The organism is Ruegeria sp. BHSC026, from assembly GCF_059613065.1.
The window spans coordinates 1-18,618 of record NZ_JBXWRV010000028.1 but is presented as its reverse complement, the minus strand read 5'-3'; the positions used below and the strand labels follow the sequence as shown (position 1 = coordinate 18,618).

The 18,618-nt window shown below is 56.4% G+C and carries 14 protein-coding genes; 8 read left to right on the top strand and 6 right to left on the bottom strand.

Annotation, left to right across the window (positions count from 1 at the left end):
- Window positions 1-257: 257 nt before the first annotated feature.
- Together AC2FME_RS17915 and AC2FME_RS17910 are read left to right on the top strand one after the other, a co-directional pair.
- The gene (locus AC2FME_RS17915) at window positions 258-1,577 is read left to right on the top strand and encodes a hypothetical protein (protein ID WP_496801166.1); all 1,320 of its coding nucleotides are present in this window, start codon (window positions 258-260) and stop codon (window positions 1,575-1,577) included.
- A gap of 44 nt (window positions 1,578-1,621) precedes the next feature.
- A complete protein-coding gene (locus AC2FME_RS17910) occupies window positions 1,622-2,158 on the top strand; it encodes a hypothetical protein (RefSeq protein ID WP_496801165.1) in 537 nt (178 codons plus the stop codon).
- A gap of 503 nt (window positions 2,159-2,661) precedes the next feature.
- Here AC2FME_RS17910 and AC2FME_RS17905 read toward each other — a convergent pair.
- From AC2FME_RS17905 to AC2FME_RS17895, 3 genes are all read right to left on the bottom strand, one after another.
- On the bottom strand, window positions 2,662-5,220 hold the full coding sequence (locus AC2FME_RS17905) for a TRAP transporter permease (RefSeq protein ID WP_496801164.1): 2,559 nt from the start codon (window positions 5,218-5,220) through the stop codon (window positions 2,662-2,664).
- Between the two features lie 96 nt (window positions 5,221-5,316).
- Window positions 5,317-6,309 carry a TAXI family TRAP transporter solute-binding subunit gene (locus AC2FME_RS17900; RefSeq protein ID WP_496801163.1) on the bottom strand — a complete coding sequence of 331 codons (993 nt, stop codon included), beginning with the start codon at window positions 6,307-6,309 and terminating at the stop codon, window positions 5,317-5,319.
- Window positions 6,310-6,460: 151 nt separating this feature from the next.
- A complete protein-coding gene (locus tag AC2FME_RS17895; RefSeq protein WP_496801162.1) occupies window positions 6,461-7,375 on the bottom strand; it encodes a LysR family transcriptional regulator in 915 nt (304 codons plus the stop codon).
- Between the two features lie 129 nt (window positions 7,376-7,504).
- On the opposite strand from AC2FME_RS17895, the gene AC2FME_RS17890 reads away from it, so the two are divergent.
- From AC2FME_RS17890 to AC2FME_RS17870, 5 genes are all read left to right on the top strand, one after another.
- Complete coding sequence (locus AC2FME_RS17890; RefSeq protein WP_496801161.1) at window positions 7,505-8,578, top strand: tartrate dehydrogenase; 1,074 nt, start codon at window positions 7,505-7,507, stop codon at window positions 8,576-8,578.
- A gap of 695 nt (window positions 8,579-9,273) precedes the next feature.
- Complete coding sequence (locus AC2FME_RS17885; RefSeq protein ID WP_496801160.1) at window positions 9,274-10,221, top strand: response regulator; 948 nt, start codon at window positions 9,274-9,276, stop codon at window positions 10,219-10,221.
- Between the two features lie 3 nt (window positions 10,222-10,224).
- The gene (locus AC2FME_RS17880) at window positions 10,225-10,572 is read left to right on the top strand and encodes an Hpt domain-containing protein (protein WP_496801159.1); all 348 of its coding nucleotides are present in this window, start codon (window positions 10,225-10,227) and stop codon (window positions 10,570-10,572) included.
- A gap of 65 nt (window positions 10,573-10,637) precedes the next feature.
- Window positions 10,638-12,695 carry a sensor histidine kinase gene (locus AC2FME_RS17875; protein WP_496801158.1) on the top strand — a complete coding sequence of 686 codons (2,058 nt, stop codon included), beginning with the start codon at window positions 10,638-10,640 and terminating at the stop codon, window positions 12,693-12,695.
- Window positions 12,696-12,722: 27 nt separating this feature from the next.
- A complete protein-coding gene (locus tag AC2FME_RS17870; protein ID WP_496801157.1) occupies window positions 12,723-13,118 on the top strand; it encodes a response regulator in 396 nt (131 codons plus the stop codon).
- A 40-nt stretch (window positions 13,119-13,158) separates the two neighbouring features.
- Here AC2FME_RS17870 and AC2FME_RS17865 read toward each other — a convergent pair whose 3' ends face one another.
- The 3 genes from AC2FME_RS17865 to AC2FME_RS17855 all read right to left on the bottom strand — a co-directional run bounded on the left by AC2FME_RS17865 (window position 13,159) and on the right by AC2FME_RS17855 (window position 17,093).
- Window positions 13,159-14,478, bottom strand: a complete 1,320-nt coding sequence (locus AC2FME_RS17865; RefSeq protein WP_496801156.1) for a sensor histidine kinase — start codon at window positions 14,476-14,478, stop codon at window positions 13,159-13,161.
- A gap of 326 nt (window positions 14,479-14,804) precedes the next feature.
- A complete protein-coding gene (locus AC2FME_RS17860; protein WP_496801155.1) occupies window positions 14,805-15,182 on the bottom strand; it encodes a response regulator in 378 nt (125 codons plus the stop codon).
- 273 nt (window positions 15,183-15,455) lie between these two features.
- Window positions 15,456-17,093, bottom strand: a complete 1,638-nt coding sequence (locus AC2FME_RS17855; RefSeq protein WP_496801154.1) for a short-chain fatty acid transporter — start codon at window positions 17,091-17,093, stop codon at window positions 15,456-15,458.
- Window positions 17,094-17,661: 568 nt separating this feature from the next.
- On the opposite strand from AC2FME_RS17855, the gene trpS reads away from it, so the two are divergent.
- Window positions 17,662-18,528, top strand: a complete 867-nt coding sequence (gene trpS, locus AC2FME_RS17850) for a tryptophan--tRNA ligase (RefSeq protein ID WP_496801153.1) — start codon at window positions 17,662-17,664, stop codon at window positions 18,526-18,528.
- Window positions 18,529-18,618 lie beyond the last annotated feature (90 nt).

Sequence of the window (18,618 nt, the reverse complement as noted above, 5' to 3'; positions counted from 1 at the left end):
GCACAGCGCTCTGGGCTACCGCCCACCGGCACCCGAAACCCTCGTCGCAATGGACCAGAGGCCGGCAATGCACTAACAATCAAACTGGACCACTCGGGTGGGGCTGATCAAGGGCGCACACTGTTTCAGGAAGAGTTCTTGCCGCTCTTTTCCGGCAGCGAACGGCAGGTCGGCGCGTTTCTTGTCGGGCGGTATGCTCCCGAAACCAGGTCTATATCCGAAATCCGCCAGAGTACCGGACTACGGAGGCTTGTCAGATGACCTATTCGCAGTTCCACCTCAAGCGTTTGAGGGTCATGCAAGGCGGCGATCCGGTCTATGATCAGGGTTTCCATCTGGGCGTGAACATCATTCGTGGCGAGAACGGCTCCGGGAAATCGACGATTGCGGACTTCATTTTCTACGTCCTCGGCGGCGAGTTCGATAACTGGAAATCCGTCGCCGCCAATTGCGATGAAGTGCAAGCCGAGATCGGCACGGCGAGCGGAGTCCTTACCGTAAGGCGCGCCATCGGCAAGGCCCAGACACCGGCGATGGTTTTCTTCGGGACCTTTGAAGAAGCGGCGGCACAGGGCCTCGATGGCTGGCAGAGCTTTCCGATCCGGCGGACAGCAGCCGGTAACGAGAGCTTCTCCCAGATTATGTTCAGGGCGTCCGGCATCCCCGAAGCGCAAAGCCAGGGTGCAGCCAACATCACGATGAACCAGCTTCTTCGGCTCGTCTATGCAGACCAGCGGACACCGGCTTCGTTTCTCTTCCGGTACGAGTCCTTTGACTCGGGCGAGATTAGAGAGGCCGTCGGTGACCTTGTCTGCGGCATCCGCGGCTATGAATCCTACGAGATCGAGCTCGAACTCCGGAAACTGATTAAGCAGTTCGATGATCTCGACGCGCAATACAAGGCGCTCCTCAAGTCGCTACCGGAAGAGGAGGCGTTGGCACGGGTCGAGAGCATCGATGGCCGTCTCAAAGAGCTTGAAGCCGAATACGGCCGCCTTTCCGCGGAGATCGCCAATGTTGACGAGATGATCGATGACGAGGAGGTCAAAGACTTCCTCGCCGAGAGTAAAAGGGCCGCAGCAGATATCCGAAAAGTTCGCGGTCGTATCGCCGAGTTCGAGCAGCAAATCTATACCAATGATCTCGAAGCGGCCGATTTGACGAACTTCATCGCCCATCTCGAAGAGCTTTCGGAGAAGTTGCCTAAAGCGCAAAGATCATCCGAGATCATCGGCAGTATCGAATTTACGCATTGTCCGGCCTGCCTTGCGCCGCTCAACGGCACGAGCGATCCCGACCATTGCGTCCTTTGTGGCAGCGAGACCGATCCGGAGCAGGAGCGATCGCGCTATCTCCAGATCAAGCTCGACCTGGATATCCAGATAAGGGAGTCGCGCCAGCTTCTTGACGACAAGGAGTCCGGAATGGCGCATGCCAAAAAGGAACTGCGGCGGCTCCGCTCCGACTATCAGGAGCAGCTCTCAGAATTCACGGTGCGCTACGAGATCAGTAACGGCCCGCGCGAGAGCTTCGTGGCCGAGCGCTATCAACGTCTGGGCAGATCGACAGGGAACTGACCCAGCTTTCGCGTCTTCGTGAGCGAGCGGGCGAACTTGAAGATGTGATCGCACGCAAGGCGGCCGTACAGGCCGAGATCGACAAGAAAAAAGACCGCCAGAAGGCGCTGGAAGCCGCCAGTGCACGGAGGCGGCGGATCGCGCTGACCAACGTCTCCGAGAAGGCGAAGACCTTCTTGCGGCAAGACCTCGACCGTCAGGACGAGTTTCGGCGCGCGGACTCGGTGGAGGTGAATTTCAGGGATAACTCTATCCTTGTGGACGGCGATTTGAACTTCGCGGAAAGCAGCAATGTGATCGTGAAAAACTCCGTCATCCTGGCGCTCCTTGCCGCAGCGACTGAAGACGAGGAATTCCTGCATCCGCGCTTCCTCCTCATGGACAATGTCGAGGACAAGGGCATGGAAGACAAGAGAAGCCATAACTTTCAAGACATTATCGTGAAAGCGTCGGAAGCAGCGAAACTCGACCACCAGATTATCTTCACGACCTCCACAATCAATCCCGAACTCGACGGCGACGAATTTACTGTCGGCCCACAATATACACACCAACGACGCACGTTGAGGGGTGTCAGTTAAACTGGGACCTAGTGGCAGCGAGACAGTGACCACATTACTTGCCGAGGAAGCTACGCGAAGCCATCAACGTCCGCTTCAGCAAAGCTGCAGTGCAGTATTGCCACTCAAGCTGGATGTCGGCTCAGGGTCGGTAGCAACGCCGCGCGAGGGGAGACCAGGCGCTTGGCCCTCCAGCGCGGCAAAGGTCAGCATGGAGCCCATACCAACCAAGTGCTGCAGTCCAAACAATTCAACACTGAGCATTCTGAAGTCGACATTGGTGCGTGATCGGCCGGCTTTGGGTTATCTGACTCGATTTGGTTCTTTCAAGGCAGCAAAGTTAGTGCTTTGCGATGCAATGACTTCATTTGACCTGCACGACTTCGCCAGTTTTTCCAGTTGGTCTGGCCCGATTGGACTTCGGTCATTTTTGTGGGCCATCCTCCATAACTTAAGCACACCAAACGCTTCTCATGCCATGGACCGGGTAAACGAGGAGCGGCCGGAGGGGCTCTGTTGACGCACTAGTCGGCGCCTCTCACCGGAATAGGCGTATCTGGGTCTGGATGAAATAGGCGCTGCACAAACCACGTCACAACAGCCAGTCCGACGCCAATCAGGTCGGTCAAGAGCCCGCCAGATATCAGGAACAGAGCGGCGACGATCAGGAGGCCGCGGATGAACCAAGCTGAGCGCGCTCCGACGAACCACCCCTGCACGCCGCTAGATAGCAGGAACACACCGACGACGGCGGTGACACCTGCGCGCAGGATCTCAAGCGCCGTGCCATCCATCAGGAGCGCTGAGTTGTAGAAGAACATGAAAGGCACAATGAAAGCGGCGATGCCGATTTTGAACGAGGCCACCGAGGTTTCCATTGGGTTGGCGCCGGATATCCCTGCGGCCGCATAACTGGCCAATGCCACGGGTGGGGTGATTGCGGAGAGAACGGCGAAATAGAACACGAAGAAGTGTGCCGTAAGCTGCGGGATGCCAAGTTGCACAAGGCCCGGCGCCACCACGCTTGCGGCAACGGCATAGGCTGCGGTTGTGGGCATCCCCATACCAAGCAGGATTGCGATGCACATCGCAAAGAACAAAGCCAGAAGCTGCGATGCGGCGGCGAGATCGAGAAGGACCGCAGAAAACCGCGCGCCGACCCCGGTAAGGCTGATGACGCCGACGATGATCCCCGCGCAGGCGCAGACCGCGATGATCTGGATCGACATGACGCCTGCAAGTTCGAACGCCTTCAGGATCGCGCGAAGCCCCATACGGTTTGGCGTCAGCCAACTGACGACCGCTGCCGCAACGGTGGCGAGCGTCCCGGCGCGGATGACAGAGTAGCCGAGAAACAGTGCATAGATCAGGATGATGATCGGGATGAACAGATAGACCTGACGGACCATCTTGTTGAACTTGGGCAGCTCATCCTCGCGCATACCCCGCATACCCAGTTTCGCTGCCTCAAAGTCGACCATGAGGTAGACAGAGACGAAGTAGAGCACCGCCGGAATGATCGCGGCGATCGCGATCTCCTGATACGGGATCCCCGTGATTTCGGCCATGATGAACGCACCCGCGCCCATGATCGGTGGCATGATCTGCCCGCCGGTTGAGGCTGCCGCTTCGACCGCGCCCGCGGTCTTCTTGTGATAGCCGACCTTCTTCATCAGCGGGATCGTGAGCGACCCGGTTGCCACCACGTTGCCCGCCGACGTGCCGTTAATCATGCCCATGAGACCAGAGGCAAAGATGGCAACTTTCGCGGGACCGCCCCGCGCGCGCCCCGCCGCGGCAAATGCAAAGTTGACGAAGTAATCGCCCACTTTAGAGGCCTGCAGGAACGCAGCAAAGATAATGAACAGGATGATGTAGGTCGATGAAACTGCTGTTGTCGGGCCAAGAATTCCCGCATCGGAATAGACATGGCCGAAGAACCGCTGCCAGCTATAGGCGTTTTCCACCGCGAGGATGCCGGGCAACAGGTGGGCGGTGAAGGTGTAGATCAGGAAAACGCCCGTGATGATCACAAGCGCAAGACCAGCCACGCGGCGGGTCAATTCCATGATAAGTGCCGCGCCCGCGGTGGCGGCAAAGGCCACACCAATTGGCACTTCTGCCGTTCCCACCGAGTTGCGTGCGGCGGTGGAGTAGACCACGACGAGATAGGCGGCGACGACCAGACCGCAAAGCGCCAAGACGATGTCGGACATGGCGAAACGATCGCGCTCAACCCGATCGATCCAGCCGATAATAATCGCTGCAAAGGTTGCCAAGAGGAGCGGCACACCGAATTGCCAGATCTCGGCTTCAAATATGCCCGCATAGCCCGGGAAGGCCGTCAGGCGTTCGTTACCCTCGGGCAAGGACATCCAGATCACGCGTCCTCCGACTTCGGCCGCATCGCCCGACCCCAGGAAATTGGCAAAGCCAAGAACGGTATAGGCTGACCAGGCAACCGGGATGAGCAGGGCGGCAGAAACCATTTGCAAGCCCGATCCACGTGCAGCAAAGCCTGTACCAAATTGGCCAGAGGCGAACAGCAAGAAACCGAGCGCCAGGGCCCCACCGATGTGGATGATGCGGAAATTCCATGTCTCCAAGGGGAATTGCGGCAAGAACCATAGCCGCTCGGACCACGTTGTGCGCACGGTTCGCGCCTCACGCGTAAGGGCGGCGGCTTGGTCCCGTGCTTTATCCAGTGCAGCGATGCTGGTGGCGATGTCGTCCGCGTTTTCAGCCGTTAACATAGTCTCTTCTGCGAGCGCCTTGAGGCGGCGCACCGAATTCCCTTCGAACGCCTCTCCGGCTGGCCCAAGTGTTGCACGCAAATCGTCAAATGCCGCATCTGCGGCGGCATCGGCGCGCTCTGCTTGAATAGTCGTAGGCAAAGCAATGAGGTTCGATAACGAAACGCCGTTCAAGGCGATCATGTGCAGAGCGGCGTACAGAGTGGCCACCGCAGCAACGATGAAAAGACCACGGCCTTCAAACAGACGACGGTTTGCTTCGATGGGCTCTTCGTCCACCCCATCTGCAATCAGGTGATCGTCATCTTTAGCCGTGTCTTGCTGCGTCATCGTTCTGTCCCCGCGTGTCCGAATGCCCACAAAGTATCCGCGCTCTGAAAAGAGCGCGGAGTCGCTTGTCTAGACTTGCCTCAGTGGCAAAAGTACTTAGCCGCCGTGGATCATATCCGCCGGGATGTCAGCGCCCGCGTTTTCCATGAACCACTTTGCGGCACCGGGATGCCATTTCATCACACTGTTGCGGTCCCAGAACTCAGGCAGCGTCGAACGTGCCGCCTTGTGCGTGGCGACCATCCGTTCGTTGTCGGACATAACCGCATTCACGACCTCGAAAACGAAGCTTTCGGGAAGATCGCAGTTTGCGATTGCGAAGTTCCACATCGACACGGAGCGCGCCGGCGCATCGAGCGATGTGTAAGTGTTGGCTGCGATATCGAACTGGGCCACCGGGAACGCGGCGGTAATTTTCGCCTGCTCTTCCTCAGTGAACTCGATGATGTTGACATCGGTTTGCACTTCGAGCTGCGACACGGCAGGGACTGGAACGCCAGCGGCAAAGGCGATCACGTCAAGCAGACCGTCCTGCAACTGTCCACCCAGATCGGACCAGCCACCATTGCGGCGTTCAAAATCCACGCCCAGCTCTTCCATCATACGCGGGAAGTACGTGTCCGAAGTCGAACCTGCCGGGCCAAAGCCGATTTTCGCCCCGGCCGGAATGTCAGCGACGCTTTCGATACCCGAAGACGAAAGTGCGGTGATCGAGAAAGGCGTCTGGTACATCGGGAACATGGCGCAGGCGCCCGTCATTTGAAGACCCGGCGCGATTGGGTTGTTCCCGGCAATGGATTCGGCGGCGGGCCCCATAGTGGTCATACCGAAGGCCAGATCGCCTGCATGAACAAGCGACATGTTCTGCATCGGTCCGCCTGTGACTTCTGCACCGCCCGGAACTCCGGTCGCCTCGGAGACGATACCGGCCCAACCGGATCCATATCCGAAATAGGTACCACCTTGGGAGCCTGTCCCAACGGTGAAGTTTTCCGGCCAGCCTGTGCGGTCCTGTGCCGAAACGCTGCCTGCAGCCACCAAGGTAATCGTCGCGGCAACTGCAGCGCCCGTCAGATGTCTAAAACTCATGTGTTTCCTCCCGAGTTCTGAACTTGTGCAGCAGAAATAGTGCTCATGCTGCGAGTTTCGATTTATTTAGAAGGTTGTATTACGTCCGTTTTGTTTGACACCAGAGCCTTGGACGCGTCGCTGGTTATACAAAATATTGATATAATTTACCTTAGGCCGTTCGCGACAACTGCAGCAAATTCTCGTCCAGAACCCGCAAGAAGGCGTCTCGGGCTTCGTGGCGCGTTTCCTTGAGCCAAACTGCCGTTAGCGCAAGGCTCTGTTTCGCAATATCAGTCGGCTCGTTCAGTTCGACAAAACTAACGCCCCCAACCGCGAGGCGGGACGCCCATCTCGGGACGATCGCGAGTCCAACGCCCGTGCTGACCAGACTGACGATCGTTTGCTTTTCTTCAGCGATCTGAGCGATCCGGGCTGTGTACCCCGCCTCGAGAAACACCTTGATCGTCAAGTCATGGCTGTGAGGCCGTGAGCCCCGATCAGGGACAATCAGGGGTTCATCTGCTAGATCCGCCACATTCACCGTGCCGCGCGTTGCCAAGGGATGGTCCTCTGGCATGGCAACAACAGCTGTTTCCGAGAAAAGCGGCATGAATTCCAGACGACTGTCCGGCGCGTCCGGGGGGCGAACAATCGCGATGTCCAAGCGGCCCGATAGCAGTCTCGGCAAAAGACGAATTGTTTTTTGCTCCAAGAGTTCAACGTCGATCTCGGGATAATCTTCGCGAACTTTCGGCAGCAGTTGCGGCATCAGCCCAGCGGCGGCGCTGTCAATTGCGCCGATCCGAAGAATGCGCGACTTTCCGTGCGTGCCTTCACGAAAAGTGCGCTCCATCTGATCGGCTTGTTCCACCAGTTTGCGGGCCTGGGCAACAAACTCGCGCCCCGCGTCTGTCAACGCCACATGTCGTGTGGTTCTGACAAGAAGTTGCCCGCCCAGCCCCTCTTCCAGAAGTTTGATATGCCTGCCGAACGAGGCCGGGAGCATGCCAAGTTTCTGGGCAGCCCGGCCGAAGTGCTGTGTTTCGGCCACGGCAATCAGACATCGAAGTTGGCGCAGTTCCATCGCGGTCCCATTATATCATTTTTTTATATGATACAGCTACGATTGCTTGGGGTCCATCAAACACAGATACATCCGAAACTGGCTCATCGCTCAGCCTGCCAAATGACAATGCGTCCAAAGGGGAACAACATGAAGACCTACAAAATTGCTGCTATTCCCGCTGATGGGATTGGACCGGAAGTCATTGCGGCAGGTGTCCAGGCCCTTGAAGCGCTTGCCAAGCGGGATGGGAGCTTTCAGCTTGAGTTTGCTCATTTTGATTGGGGCTCGGAACGCTACAAGCGTGAAGGTGCGTTGATGCCCGAAGATGGGACGGAGATGCTCAAAGCCTTTGACGCGATCTTTTTCGGGGCAGTTGGCGCGCCTGATGTGCCCGATCACTTGACGCTTTGGGGGCTGCGCTTGCCGATATGTCAGGGTTTCGATCAGTACGCGAACGTACGCCCAACTCGTATTTTACCTGGCATCCAGGCCCCTTTGGCGAATGTCGGGCCCGGGGACCTGGATTGGGTGATCGTGCGCGAAAACTCCGAAGGCGAGTATGCTGGGATGGGTGGACGCGCGCATCGGGGTCTTCCGGAAGAGGTTGGAACAGAGGTCGCGGTTTTCACACGGGTCGGTGTTACTCGCATCATGCGTTATGCATTCAAACTGGCCCAGTCTCGCCCACGAAAGCTTCTCACGGTGGTGACCAAATCAAATGCTCAGCGCCATGGTATGGTCATGTGGGACGAGATCGCCGAAGAAGTATCAAAGGACTTTCCTGATGTAACCTGGGACAAGATGCTTGTCGACGCGATGACCGTGCGGATGGTGAAATCGCCTCAAAGCTTGGACACAATCGTCGCGACGAACTTGCATGCTGACATTTTGTCTGATCTTGCAGGAGCGCTCGCCGGGTCTTTGGGTGTTGCCCCAACGGCCAACATCGACCCGGAGCGGCGATACCCTTCCATGTTCGAACCGATCCATGGATCTGCATTCGACATCACTGGAAAAGGCATTGCCAACCCTGTGGCAACATTCTGGACAGGGGCCCAAATGCTTGAACATCTTGGCGAAGCGGATGCAGCGCAAAGACTCATGCGGGCCGTGGAGAAAGTGTGCTTGGACGGTGTCATGACACCCGATGTCGGCGGTCAGTCAAATACGCAAGAGGTGACGGACGCGGTCTGCGACGCAATCAGGGGAACCAACACATAAAGGCGCTTCGTAAAAACAAGATGGCTTCGCGGTGTTTAGTTTTTTTTGAGATGTATTGCGCCGTTTGGCTCAGTTCAGACAGGTTCACCGTTGAGCGGACCTGCAAAATTCCCGCTAATGCAGCAGCGCGGCATCAAGAGTTCTGCAAGCTGTTGACAGTTCGACAAAACGGCACATCGAAGGTCCGCAGCATGGCTAAAGCCACCATTGGAAAAGCTGATCTCAACGGCAGCTATGTCCGCTTTGCCGACTACTTTAACAGGCACTCGCAGCGAATGTCCGCAATAGGGGCTGCGACTGCAGAAACCCTGAAGTGCGACGAATGGCGGCTCAGGGCCGGAAGTGTTTAGATGTCCGTAGATTGCCTCGATTGCGTTTTACGCCGACGCAACTCCGTCTAAGCCCAATTTGTTTGGCACTGCCCTGAACTATTGCGGCAACATTGGGTTAGAAGCGGCATCTGCAAAATTTCGTTACAGATGTATCCTTACTCTAGTTCTTGATCAAATAGCTTGGTTGCTGTTGTCTGAGCGCAATTTCATCCAGGAAAGATAACTCATGTCACCGCTCGTTCCTCCGAACTGTGAGTCACGCACAACGTGCGAAACCAATGTTCCCGGACTTAAACTCTGAATTGAACTCGAAGGCTGATCGCAACTATAAAGAATGCAAACCCTATTGGCCGAGGCGATACAATGAAAGTACTCGTTGTCGACGACGACCCCACCTTTACCGAGTTGATGACCCTGGAGCTCTCGGCATTGGGTCTTGACGATGTTGATGTTGCCTTTTCCGGTCCGGCTGCACTGGACCGCATTGCGTCGGCCGAAACGCCCTATGATTGCTTCCTCCTCGACGTCGAGATGCCGGGTATGAACGGAGTTGAACTGTGTGAAAGGATCACTACCAACCCGGCCGCAGGCGGAGCACCAGTAATCATGGTCAGCGCCAGCTCCGCTCTCGATCATGTCGACGGTGCATTCGCCAAAGGGGCTACGGATTATTTGAACAAACCCTTGCAACGACGCGAATTGCAAGGGCGCATGCGTATGGTGCAGGCGCTGGCCGCGCAAAAGCAGAACCGGAACGCCCCCAGCAACAGCGCGCCTGACCCTCTCGATCCAGTCAGCCTGGCGGAAATTCCAAACTGCATCGATTACCTGGCGATGCAGAACTACGTGCTCAAGCTTGGTTCGCTTCGGATCAATAGCTTTATCGCGGTGGGTATCCATATCGCCAATCTGCCCGAGGTATTTCAGGGCAAGGATCATAGCGGCCAAATGGATACGCTGCAGGATGTCGCCGAAACAATAACGGAGAGCTTCAGCACCGCTGAACACCTGATGTCTTACGCCGGTGAAGGCGACTATGTTGTCTTGCTGCCCCGCGCGAAAGGGTTTGACGCGGAATCATTCGAAGACCAGCTGGATCAGAAACTGCAGGAGCTTGCCGAATGGTACCGGAGCGCCGGAGAGGTGCCCCCGATGGTGCAGGTCGGCCGCCCTGTGTTTCGCAATCTTTTTTCACTCAGTGCACCGGATGAGCTGTTGGACGCGGCTATAGCGGGTGCCAAGGGCAAATCCGGCCGGACAGGAGGCATCGGCAATCCCAATTCCTATGTATTAAAATCAACCACTGCGTGACGCATGACTTCGTCGCCCACGACCTCGCCAGAGTATCAGCGCAGGCTGCAGCAGTTGAGGCAGAGATTTCTCGACGGGCTTCCTGCACGCATCTTGCTGCTCGATCAATTGAGCATTGAGTTGCGCACCGTAGGAAACGATGCTGCGGCTTTGGCGGCAATCAAAAACGAATGTCACAAGCTGGCAGGTGTGGCAGCATCGTTCGGGTTTCCGAAGATCGGAAGACGCGCGGCGGAAATCGATGAATCCCTATGCGACGGAGAGTTGGAGCGGGGTGAATTGGAACGTTCGTTGGAAGATCTCATGAACCTGATGGAGGACCAATTGGACGGCAAACAGCACGATGAGTGAAGCCGCGCAAATTGGGCTGCGGGCCATTCATTACGACGCATTCGAAAATATAGGATATTCGGCACATGATACCAGCATCAGGATACAAGGGCTCGTCGCGAAGGCAGTTGCGCGTTCTAACCGCTATCTATACCGGCATCATTTTGCTCGCTGTCGTGTCCTGGTTCATTCTGGATCGTGCCTACATGTCAGCGGCCCGAGAAGCGCAACGAAACTCCTGGCTTCAACTTGTCGAAATGGCAGAGGTCCGCGCCGAAGAACGGTTGCGAGCATATGGTCTGGTCGTCAATGCGCTGGCGGCCGCGTTGTCTGACGAGCGCGCGCTGGCACGGGACGAATTCGCATCGTTTGCCGACTTTCTTGTGCGCGACAACCCGAGCATCATCAATATTGCCCGAGCCCAGAACTACGTTGTGACCGATGTGTTCCCAGTCGCGCCCAACAGCGATGTTCTGGGCGTTGATTTCGAAAACGATCCGGAAACAAAAAAAGCCTATGATCAAACGATCGCGACCGGAGCATTTGTGGTCGCCGGCCCAGTCGACTTGATTCAAGGCGGGCGTGGCCTGATCTTTCGCATTGCCCCGGTTGCGGGTGTGAACGAGGTTTACTCGGTCGTGGTCGATTTCGAGAATTTCCTGAGTGACATCGGAATTTCTGGCAACCAGCCGCTGAGACAAAGCGCGATCCGGAAAGTCCGAGCGGATGGTGAAACCGTGGAGCACGTTTTTGGGGATCCGTCCGTGTGGGACCATGATCCGGTTCGCTCGGACATTTCGCTGGGTGAGATTTCGCTTCAATATGGGCTTGCCCCGGTTGGCGGCTGGAGCGCGCCGACACAGGGTCGGCAGATCGTCGCTACCCTTATCCTGGTCTTGGCTTCTATCGGGATGTTCGGCGTCAACTACGCGCGGCGGCTCATCAAGGAACGTTCGCAGGCGCGCAGGCAACTGCTGACTGCGATCGAATCAATAAAGGACGGATTTGTCATATATGATGAGAATGACCGCTTGTTCATGTGCAATGATGAGTTTCTGTCATATTATAAGGAAATCGCCGATGTGATTAAGCCTGGCGCCAAGTTTGAAGACATCATACGCGCCGGTGTCGAACGGGGCATCTATGTCGAGGCGGTCGGGCGAGAAGAGCAATGGATCGCCCAACGCATCAGACGCCACGCGAACCCCGATGGACCGTTCGAACAGCAGATGAGCGACGGGCGTTGGCTTCAGGTTGCCGAGGCCAAGACCCGTGGCGGCGAAACGGTTGGCTTCCGCGTTGACGTCACCCAATTGAAAAACGCACAACGCGCCGCCGAAACCGCAAACCAAGCCAAATCGGACTTTCTCAACAATATCAGTCACGAGTTCAGGACACCCTTGTCCGTCATTTTGGGGTACCTGTCCTTCCTGAAGAGCAACAATGTGCTTCCTGCCTACAAAAAGTTGCGGTCCAGCTTGGGCAACGATGCGGAGACGCTGCCCATGCTGGAGGCGTTCTCGAAGGAGGTGCAAAACTATGCATCCAAGGCTGAACGGTCGGGGAAACATCTTCTTGACCTGATCAATTCAGTACTCGATTGGGCCGTAGTCAGTGAGGACAGCGTTGAGCTGGATTGCCGCCATTTGAATCTGGAAGAGTTGTTGTCGCTGCTGACCGAAGACTTGCGGCAGAAGGCCCAGGAAAAGGGCATAGAGCTGCGAGTATCCCTCTGCGAAGTCTGGGTGGATGGCGACGAGTTGCGACTAAGGCAAGTTTTCCTGAATTTGCTCTCGAATGCATTGAAGTTCACGGATTCCGGCTTCGTTTCCGTATCCATGACCAAAATGGCGGACCGGGCTTATGTGACCATTCAGGATACCGGCCCTGGCATTCCGGATGATCAAAAAGCGTTGATATTCGACCGCTTTGCCCAGGTCGATACCTCTTCGCGCCGCAATCACGCGGGCACAGGTTTGGGGCTGGCCATCAGCAACAGTTTCGTGAAACTACACGGTGGCCAGATCGATGTTCGCAGCACGCCCGGAGAAGGTAGCGTGTTCACCGTTGAGCTGCCCTGCATTGAAGCGCCAGATGCGAAAGAAACCGAACGCACTGACGGCTGCGCGCATGCGCAGAGCTGAAGACATCAAGACGACAAGAATATCCAAATGCGCGAACTGAAGACGATCCTGCATGTAGACGATGATGATGACATTCTGGATTTGGCCAGAATGGGTTTCGAGCTTGACGGAGAGCTTTGCGTTTACCAGTGCCGCTCGGGTGCGGAGACACTTGTGGATATCGGCAGGATTAGGCCGGACTTGTTGTTGTTGGACGTGATGATGCCGGATATGGATGGCATCACGCTCTTGTCTACACTTCGGGCGCAGCTAGAGTCGTCGGATCATCTGGCTGTTTTCATGACAGGCAGCGTAGCCGCCAACCGGACCGACAATTCTGATGCGCTGGGTGTGATTGGCCATATCCGTAAACCATTCGATCCCCTGACACTTGCCCCTCAGGTGAAGTCGCTCTGGATCGAACATTTCTCGCGCTCGACCTGAATTTCGTCTGAGGAACAGCTGTTGGGTCAAGGCGAGTCGATCAGCCGATATTCGATTTGGAGCCAGCATCCGTTGCTTTCGGTAACTCGACAATGAAAGTCGTCCCGGGGCCGGAGTTCTTTTCATAATTGATCGTACCACCCAGCGCTTCCATAATCCGCATGGAAATATTCATCCCCAATCCCGTACCCCCGATCTTGCGCGTATCCGAGGAATCGATCTGGCTGAAATGATCAAAGACCGTTTCACGGTCTTCTTCAGACAAGCCTATACCGTGGTCACGGAACAGAACACGGACCGAACTATCGCCGTCTTTCACCGAAACCAGCACGTCGCTGTCTGGCGGCGAAAATTTTGCTGCGTTTGACAGTATATTAGAAAAGACCTGCTGCAGCCGGGCCGTGTCAACGTTCACCGAAATTGAACGTTTGGGCAGATGCGCCTTTATGGATACGCCTAGATTTTCTGCGTAGGGTCGGTTCTCGGAAATGGCAGCAGCAACCAGTTGCACAAGGTCAGCCGTTTCGAACGAGAACTTCATTTTCCCTGCTTCAACTCGTTGAAGATCGAGGATTTCATTGATCAACGTCAGCAGCCGATCACAATTTCGCTGCGCCACCTCGAGAACGAATCCGATTTTATCCGGCACCGGTCCAAGTTTCCCGGAGGCCGCCAGGTCAACGGACCCCTTGATCGAGGTCAACGGCGTGCGCAATTCATGGCTCATCGTTGAAACAAATTCGGTTTTGGCCTTGTAAGCGATCCGCGATTTCTCATGCTCTTCGCGCAGAAGGTTCATTTGGGCGATCCGGGCCCTGTAGAATTTCAGGTAGCTGCGGGAACTGTCCAGTACAAAAGTCAGCACAAAGATGCTGGTGAAAAACTGTGCCCACAATTCAGAGTTGATCGGTGCACCGGTCAGTACGATGTCTCGCAGGGGAATGAACAGAAAAGCCGCCGTGAATATCAACAGTCGGATGACAAGGACAGGCAACAATTGGTGACTGTGCATGGCCGCGAACAGTGCGCCAGAAAACAGGAAAAACAACGCCATGAAATGTGTTGTTGGTCCTTGAATAATCGCGATGCCGACAGAATAGCTGACGATGATACAGGTGTTGATCAACGCCCCCGCATACAGAAAAGGCAGCATCGCACGTGCAGCGGAGTGATCCTGAGGATCAAGGCTGAGCACTTTCTTGAAGGTCCAAAAATCATAGATCTCCGACATCACGACGATCAGAGCCAAGATGCCGGCGAACCGGGCATCGTAGTAATAGGCCGCAAGCCCCAGCGCTGAGACATATATAATCTGTCGTTGCCAGACCAGATCAACGCCAACCCGGCAATAGTCTCGCATACGCCGAACGAGCAGACTTGGCTGATCGCTTGCAACAGCGTTACTGCCTGACGATGTAGACACTGTCAAACGGCGCTTCCCTTGCTCGCCAATCTGTGTACCCTTCTCTCGGTAGAACCTACTTCAAATCCCGCATGGGTTGAATCCTGCTGAGATTATATACCCAAAATAATGACGCAACATAGAGCAATCTCCTGCTCAAAAAAACTTGCGTTGCACAGATCGAATCCACTGGCGGATTCTCATCAAGGCGCAACTCAAGGCGCCACATCAAGATTATTGGCCGCGGTCACCAAGGACATGGGCACAGCCGGGTTGGCGGTCGCTCATTTGCGCAGAATGGCCATTAGCCGGTCGGGCAAGCTTATGGGGTCAAAGGGTTTGGTGATGCAATCCACTGAACGAAGGCCAACCAGTTCGTCCCGGAATGTAGATTCCGCTTTGGCTGTCATGAAAACAGCGGGTGTATCCTTATACACATCCAGCTTTCGAAGTTCTTCCAAAAGCTCCAGACCGTCCATTTCAGGCATCATCACATCAAGTAGGAACGCATCCGGTTCCAATCCCTCCAGGTTGTCCAGAAGTGCCTTGCCCGAGTCAAATTGCGCGACTTCGAAATTCCCGACCACCTCAAGGGACATGCGTGTAATCGAAAGAATGTCCGGGTCATCGTCGACATGCACGACGGAAACTTTCGGATTCATTTCGGTCTGCGGCCCTTTCGAATCTAGTTTTTGGCCCGGTTCTCGCAACACGGTTCAGTTGTGCCAGAGTGGGCTGCATTTCGGTCTGACGTCAAGATTGCCAGATGCGGAATTCTATAGCATTCGGACAGCACCACCCCAGTCGCTCGAATGTCTTGAAGGGGTTGCGCCGTATAATTTTGCGTATTGAGCGAATACCTGAGCAACCGGACACGCTCCCACAGGGGCTCGGCGTGCGGGCAATCCTCAAAGAGGCAGGTGCCTAGTTGATCTTCAGCCAGTCGCAGCCGGTCGGGGCCGACGTGATAGAGGCCACCCTCTACATTTTTTTAAAGCGCTGGTTATACAGATCGCCATCGGCGCCGTACGCAGCCTATATGAAGAGACCGGCGGGGACCAATCTACCGAAACCAAGAACGAACCCATGAATGCCACCGAAGTGACCCCTTGTTCGACGCAATCGCGCTGTTGTTCCGGGCGTCTCGGAACCCTGTCGAGGTGAAGGCTATTGCGCTTCTTGCGCCCGGATCGCGTGGCCGACACTGGAGCGGCCACGCGTAAATGTGATGCGCCGGTTGTGAGAGGCGCTACGACCCATGGCGTCAGATGAACGTTAGGCCAGCCGCGATAATCACGCCCGACAGGATAAGGTGCACCACACAAAAGCCCATGATGTCCTTGGCCCGCAATCCGGCGATCCCGAGGATCGGAAGGGCCCAGAATGGCTGGACCATGTTTGTCCATGCGTCGCCCCAGGCAACCGCCATCGACGTACGCGCAATGTCGGCTCCCAAAGCCTCGGCCGCAGGCAGGATGACCGGTGCCTGCACAGCCCATTGGCCGCCCCCGGAAGGAACGAAGAAGTTCACGATGCCGGCTGACAAAAAGGACCAAAAAGGCAGCGAGGTCGCACTTGCCAAACCCACCAGCGCTTCGGAGATGCTGACGGCAAGTCCCGGACTTAACCATGATCGCCATGATGCCTGCATAGAACGGGAACTGGATCACGATCCCCGCACCACCACGGACTGCCTCGCTGAGCGCGTTCAACAGGTTTCGCGGGTTGCCGTGCAGGATGATGGCCAAGGTCAGAAACAGGAAGTTGATGACATTCAGTGACAGGCCGTTGCCGGCGGCAAAATACTGGAACAGCCAGGCAAGGCCGGCTGCGCCGATCAACATGGACAGCACAATACTGTTTTCCATGCGATCCGCCGGAGTCTCGACTGTGCGTTCTCCGGCGTCATCATCAGCCAGCAGCCCCGGATCGACATAGACGGACTCATCCTCTCGGGGCAGCATCGCGCGATTGATCAGCGGCACTACGATGAACAAGGCGACGACGATGGCAAGGTTGTAGGTCGAGAAGATCGTTTCGGACGTTGAAATGATGCCGGTTATGTCCGCGAACGGGTGGCCGTCAGTTGCGATAGACAGCGGGATTGAACCGGCGAGGCCACCGTGCCAGACGATAAATCCGGAATAGGCCGACGCGACAAGCAAACGGTAGTCGACGCGGACGGACCTGGCCAGTTCGCGCGCGAACAATGCGCCGACGACAAGGCCGAAGCCCCAGTTGAGCCACGAGGCCGCAAGCGACACGAGGCTGACCAGAACGATCGCGCTGCCCGGACTGCTGGCCAGCCGCGCGAGTGCCGAAAGCCCGCGGCGGACGAGCGGCGTCGAGGCCATCATGTAGCCGGTGACCAGCACCAGGAGCATCTGCATTGAAAAGGTCAGCAGCGACCAGAACCCGTCACCCCAGATGGTGACGACCTCAAGCGGCCCGGTGCCTTGTGTCAGCACAGCAGCAAGCCCAGCTACGAGAGTGAGAACGAGCACGAATACAAACGGATCCGGCAAGTAACGCTCAACCAGACGGACCATTGGGCGAGACAGGAAATTCAGCATTTTTTCCACCTCCACGAAGTTTTTTCGGCGGTGGTTGTACAGGTTCCGCCGGCAGGCGAAAGTGGAAAGTGCTCGGCGCAAGTTATCTGAATTTATTGTATATTTTCCAATGAGATTGGTTGTGTTCCCTGCGGGATTCACTTGTTCGGATTTTGGCGCAATTCTGTCAGTCTTGTTGCCCGCGTGACCTGCTGACCCAAAACTGAACCACTCAAGTGCGGCTGATCATTTGGGCTAGGCTACACTCAATCTTTGTCTGGGGAATTTGCGACTTCCCAAGCTGGCTTTAGTCGGACCGAAAACTCGCCCGGCACCAAGTTCCCGCGCGCAGTATGCGGCCTAGCACCGTTTTAACGCGCGGAAGAAATGCGCAAGCTGCGCTGGGGCGTTTGGCATCAGGATGAAGGTCCGGTTTGGGCCGTCCTTGCCCCACATATCGACCGCGATCGGGCCCGTCCCGCCCCATCCGAGGTCAGTTTCGAGCCCTTTCCTCCATTTGATTGACGAGTAATCTCACAGACGATAGCTAGTGTTCTGTGGAAAACTCTACGATCATCGCAATGACTTGGTGGCTGGCCTCCTGACAGGGTGGCCGGATGACCAAACGTATTCCGAGGCCGCCGCATGGGCGGCCTTTTGTTTTCCGAGCCTCCCGATGCGCGGCCTCTCGTTTCAAGAGAAGACGCAAATGAACAAACCAACCATTCTGACAGGCGACCGCACCACGGGACCGCTTCACATTGGGCACTATGCAGGCTCGCTTGCCAATCGGCTGCGCTATCAGGGCAGCCATGAACAATTTCTGCTGCTGGCGGATACCCAAGCCCTAACCGACAACACCCATGACCGGGAGAAGGTGCGTCGCAGCGTGATGGAGGTTGCGCTGGATTATCTTGCCGTGGGCATTGATCCATCGCGAACTACGATCTGCCTGCAATCGCATCTTCCGGCGCTGGCCGAACTGTCGATGCTCTACCTGAATTTCGTCACGGTGGCGCGGCTTGAACGGAATCCGACGATCAAGGACGAAATCCGCGCGCGCGGGTTCGGGCGCGATATTCCTGTCGGGTTTCTGTGTTATCCGGCAGCACAGGCGGCGGATATCACGGGCTTCAAGGCGACAGTCGTTCCGGTCGGCGAGGATCAGGCTCCGCTAATCGAGCAAACGAACGAGATCGTGCGGCGCATAAACGCAACCGCAGGTCGCCCCGTGTTGCCGGAAGCGCGGGCGATCATCCCCAAGGCGGGCCGGTTGCCCGGGGTCGACGGCAAGGCAAAGATGTCGAAATCCGGAGGCAACGCCATTCCGCTCTCCGCTTCGCCCAACGAGATCCGAAATGCTGTCAGGGCGATGTTCACAGATCCGAACCACCTGCGTGTCGAAGACCCAGGCCGTATCGAGGGCAATGTCGTCTTTAGGGTCAGGACCCATTGATTTCCGCGTAGGGGCGTGATTCACGGTTCGAAAACCGAGCGGAGAACATGTCTGATCTTTTCTGGCTGACGGATGCGCAGATGGCGCGCC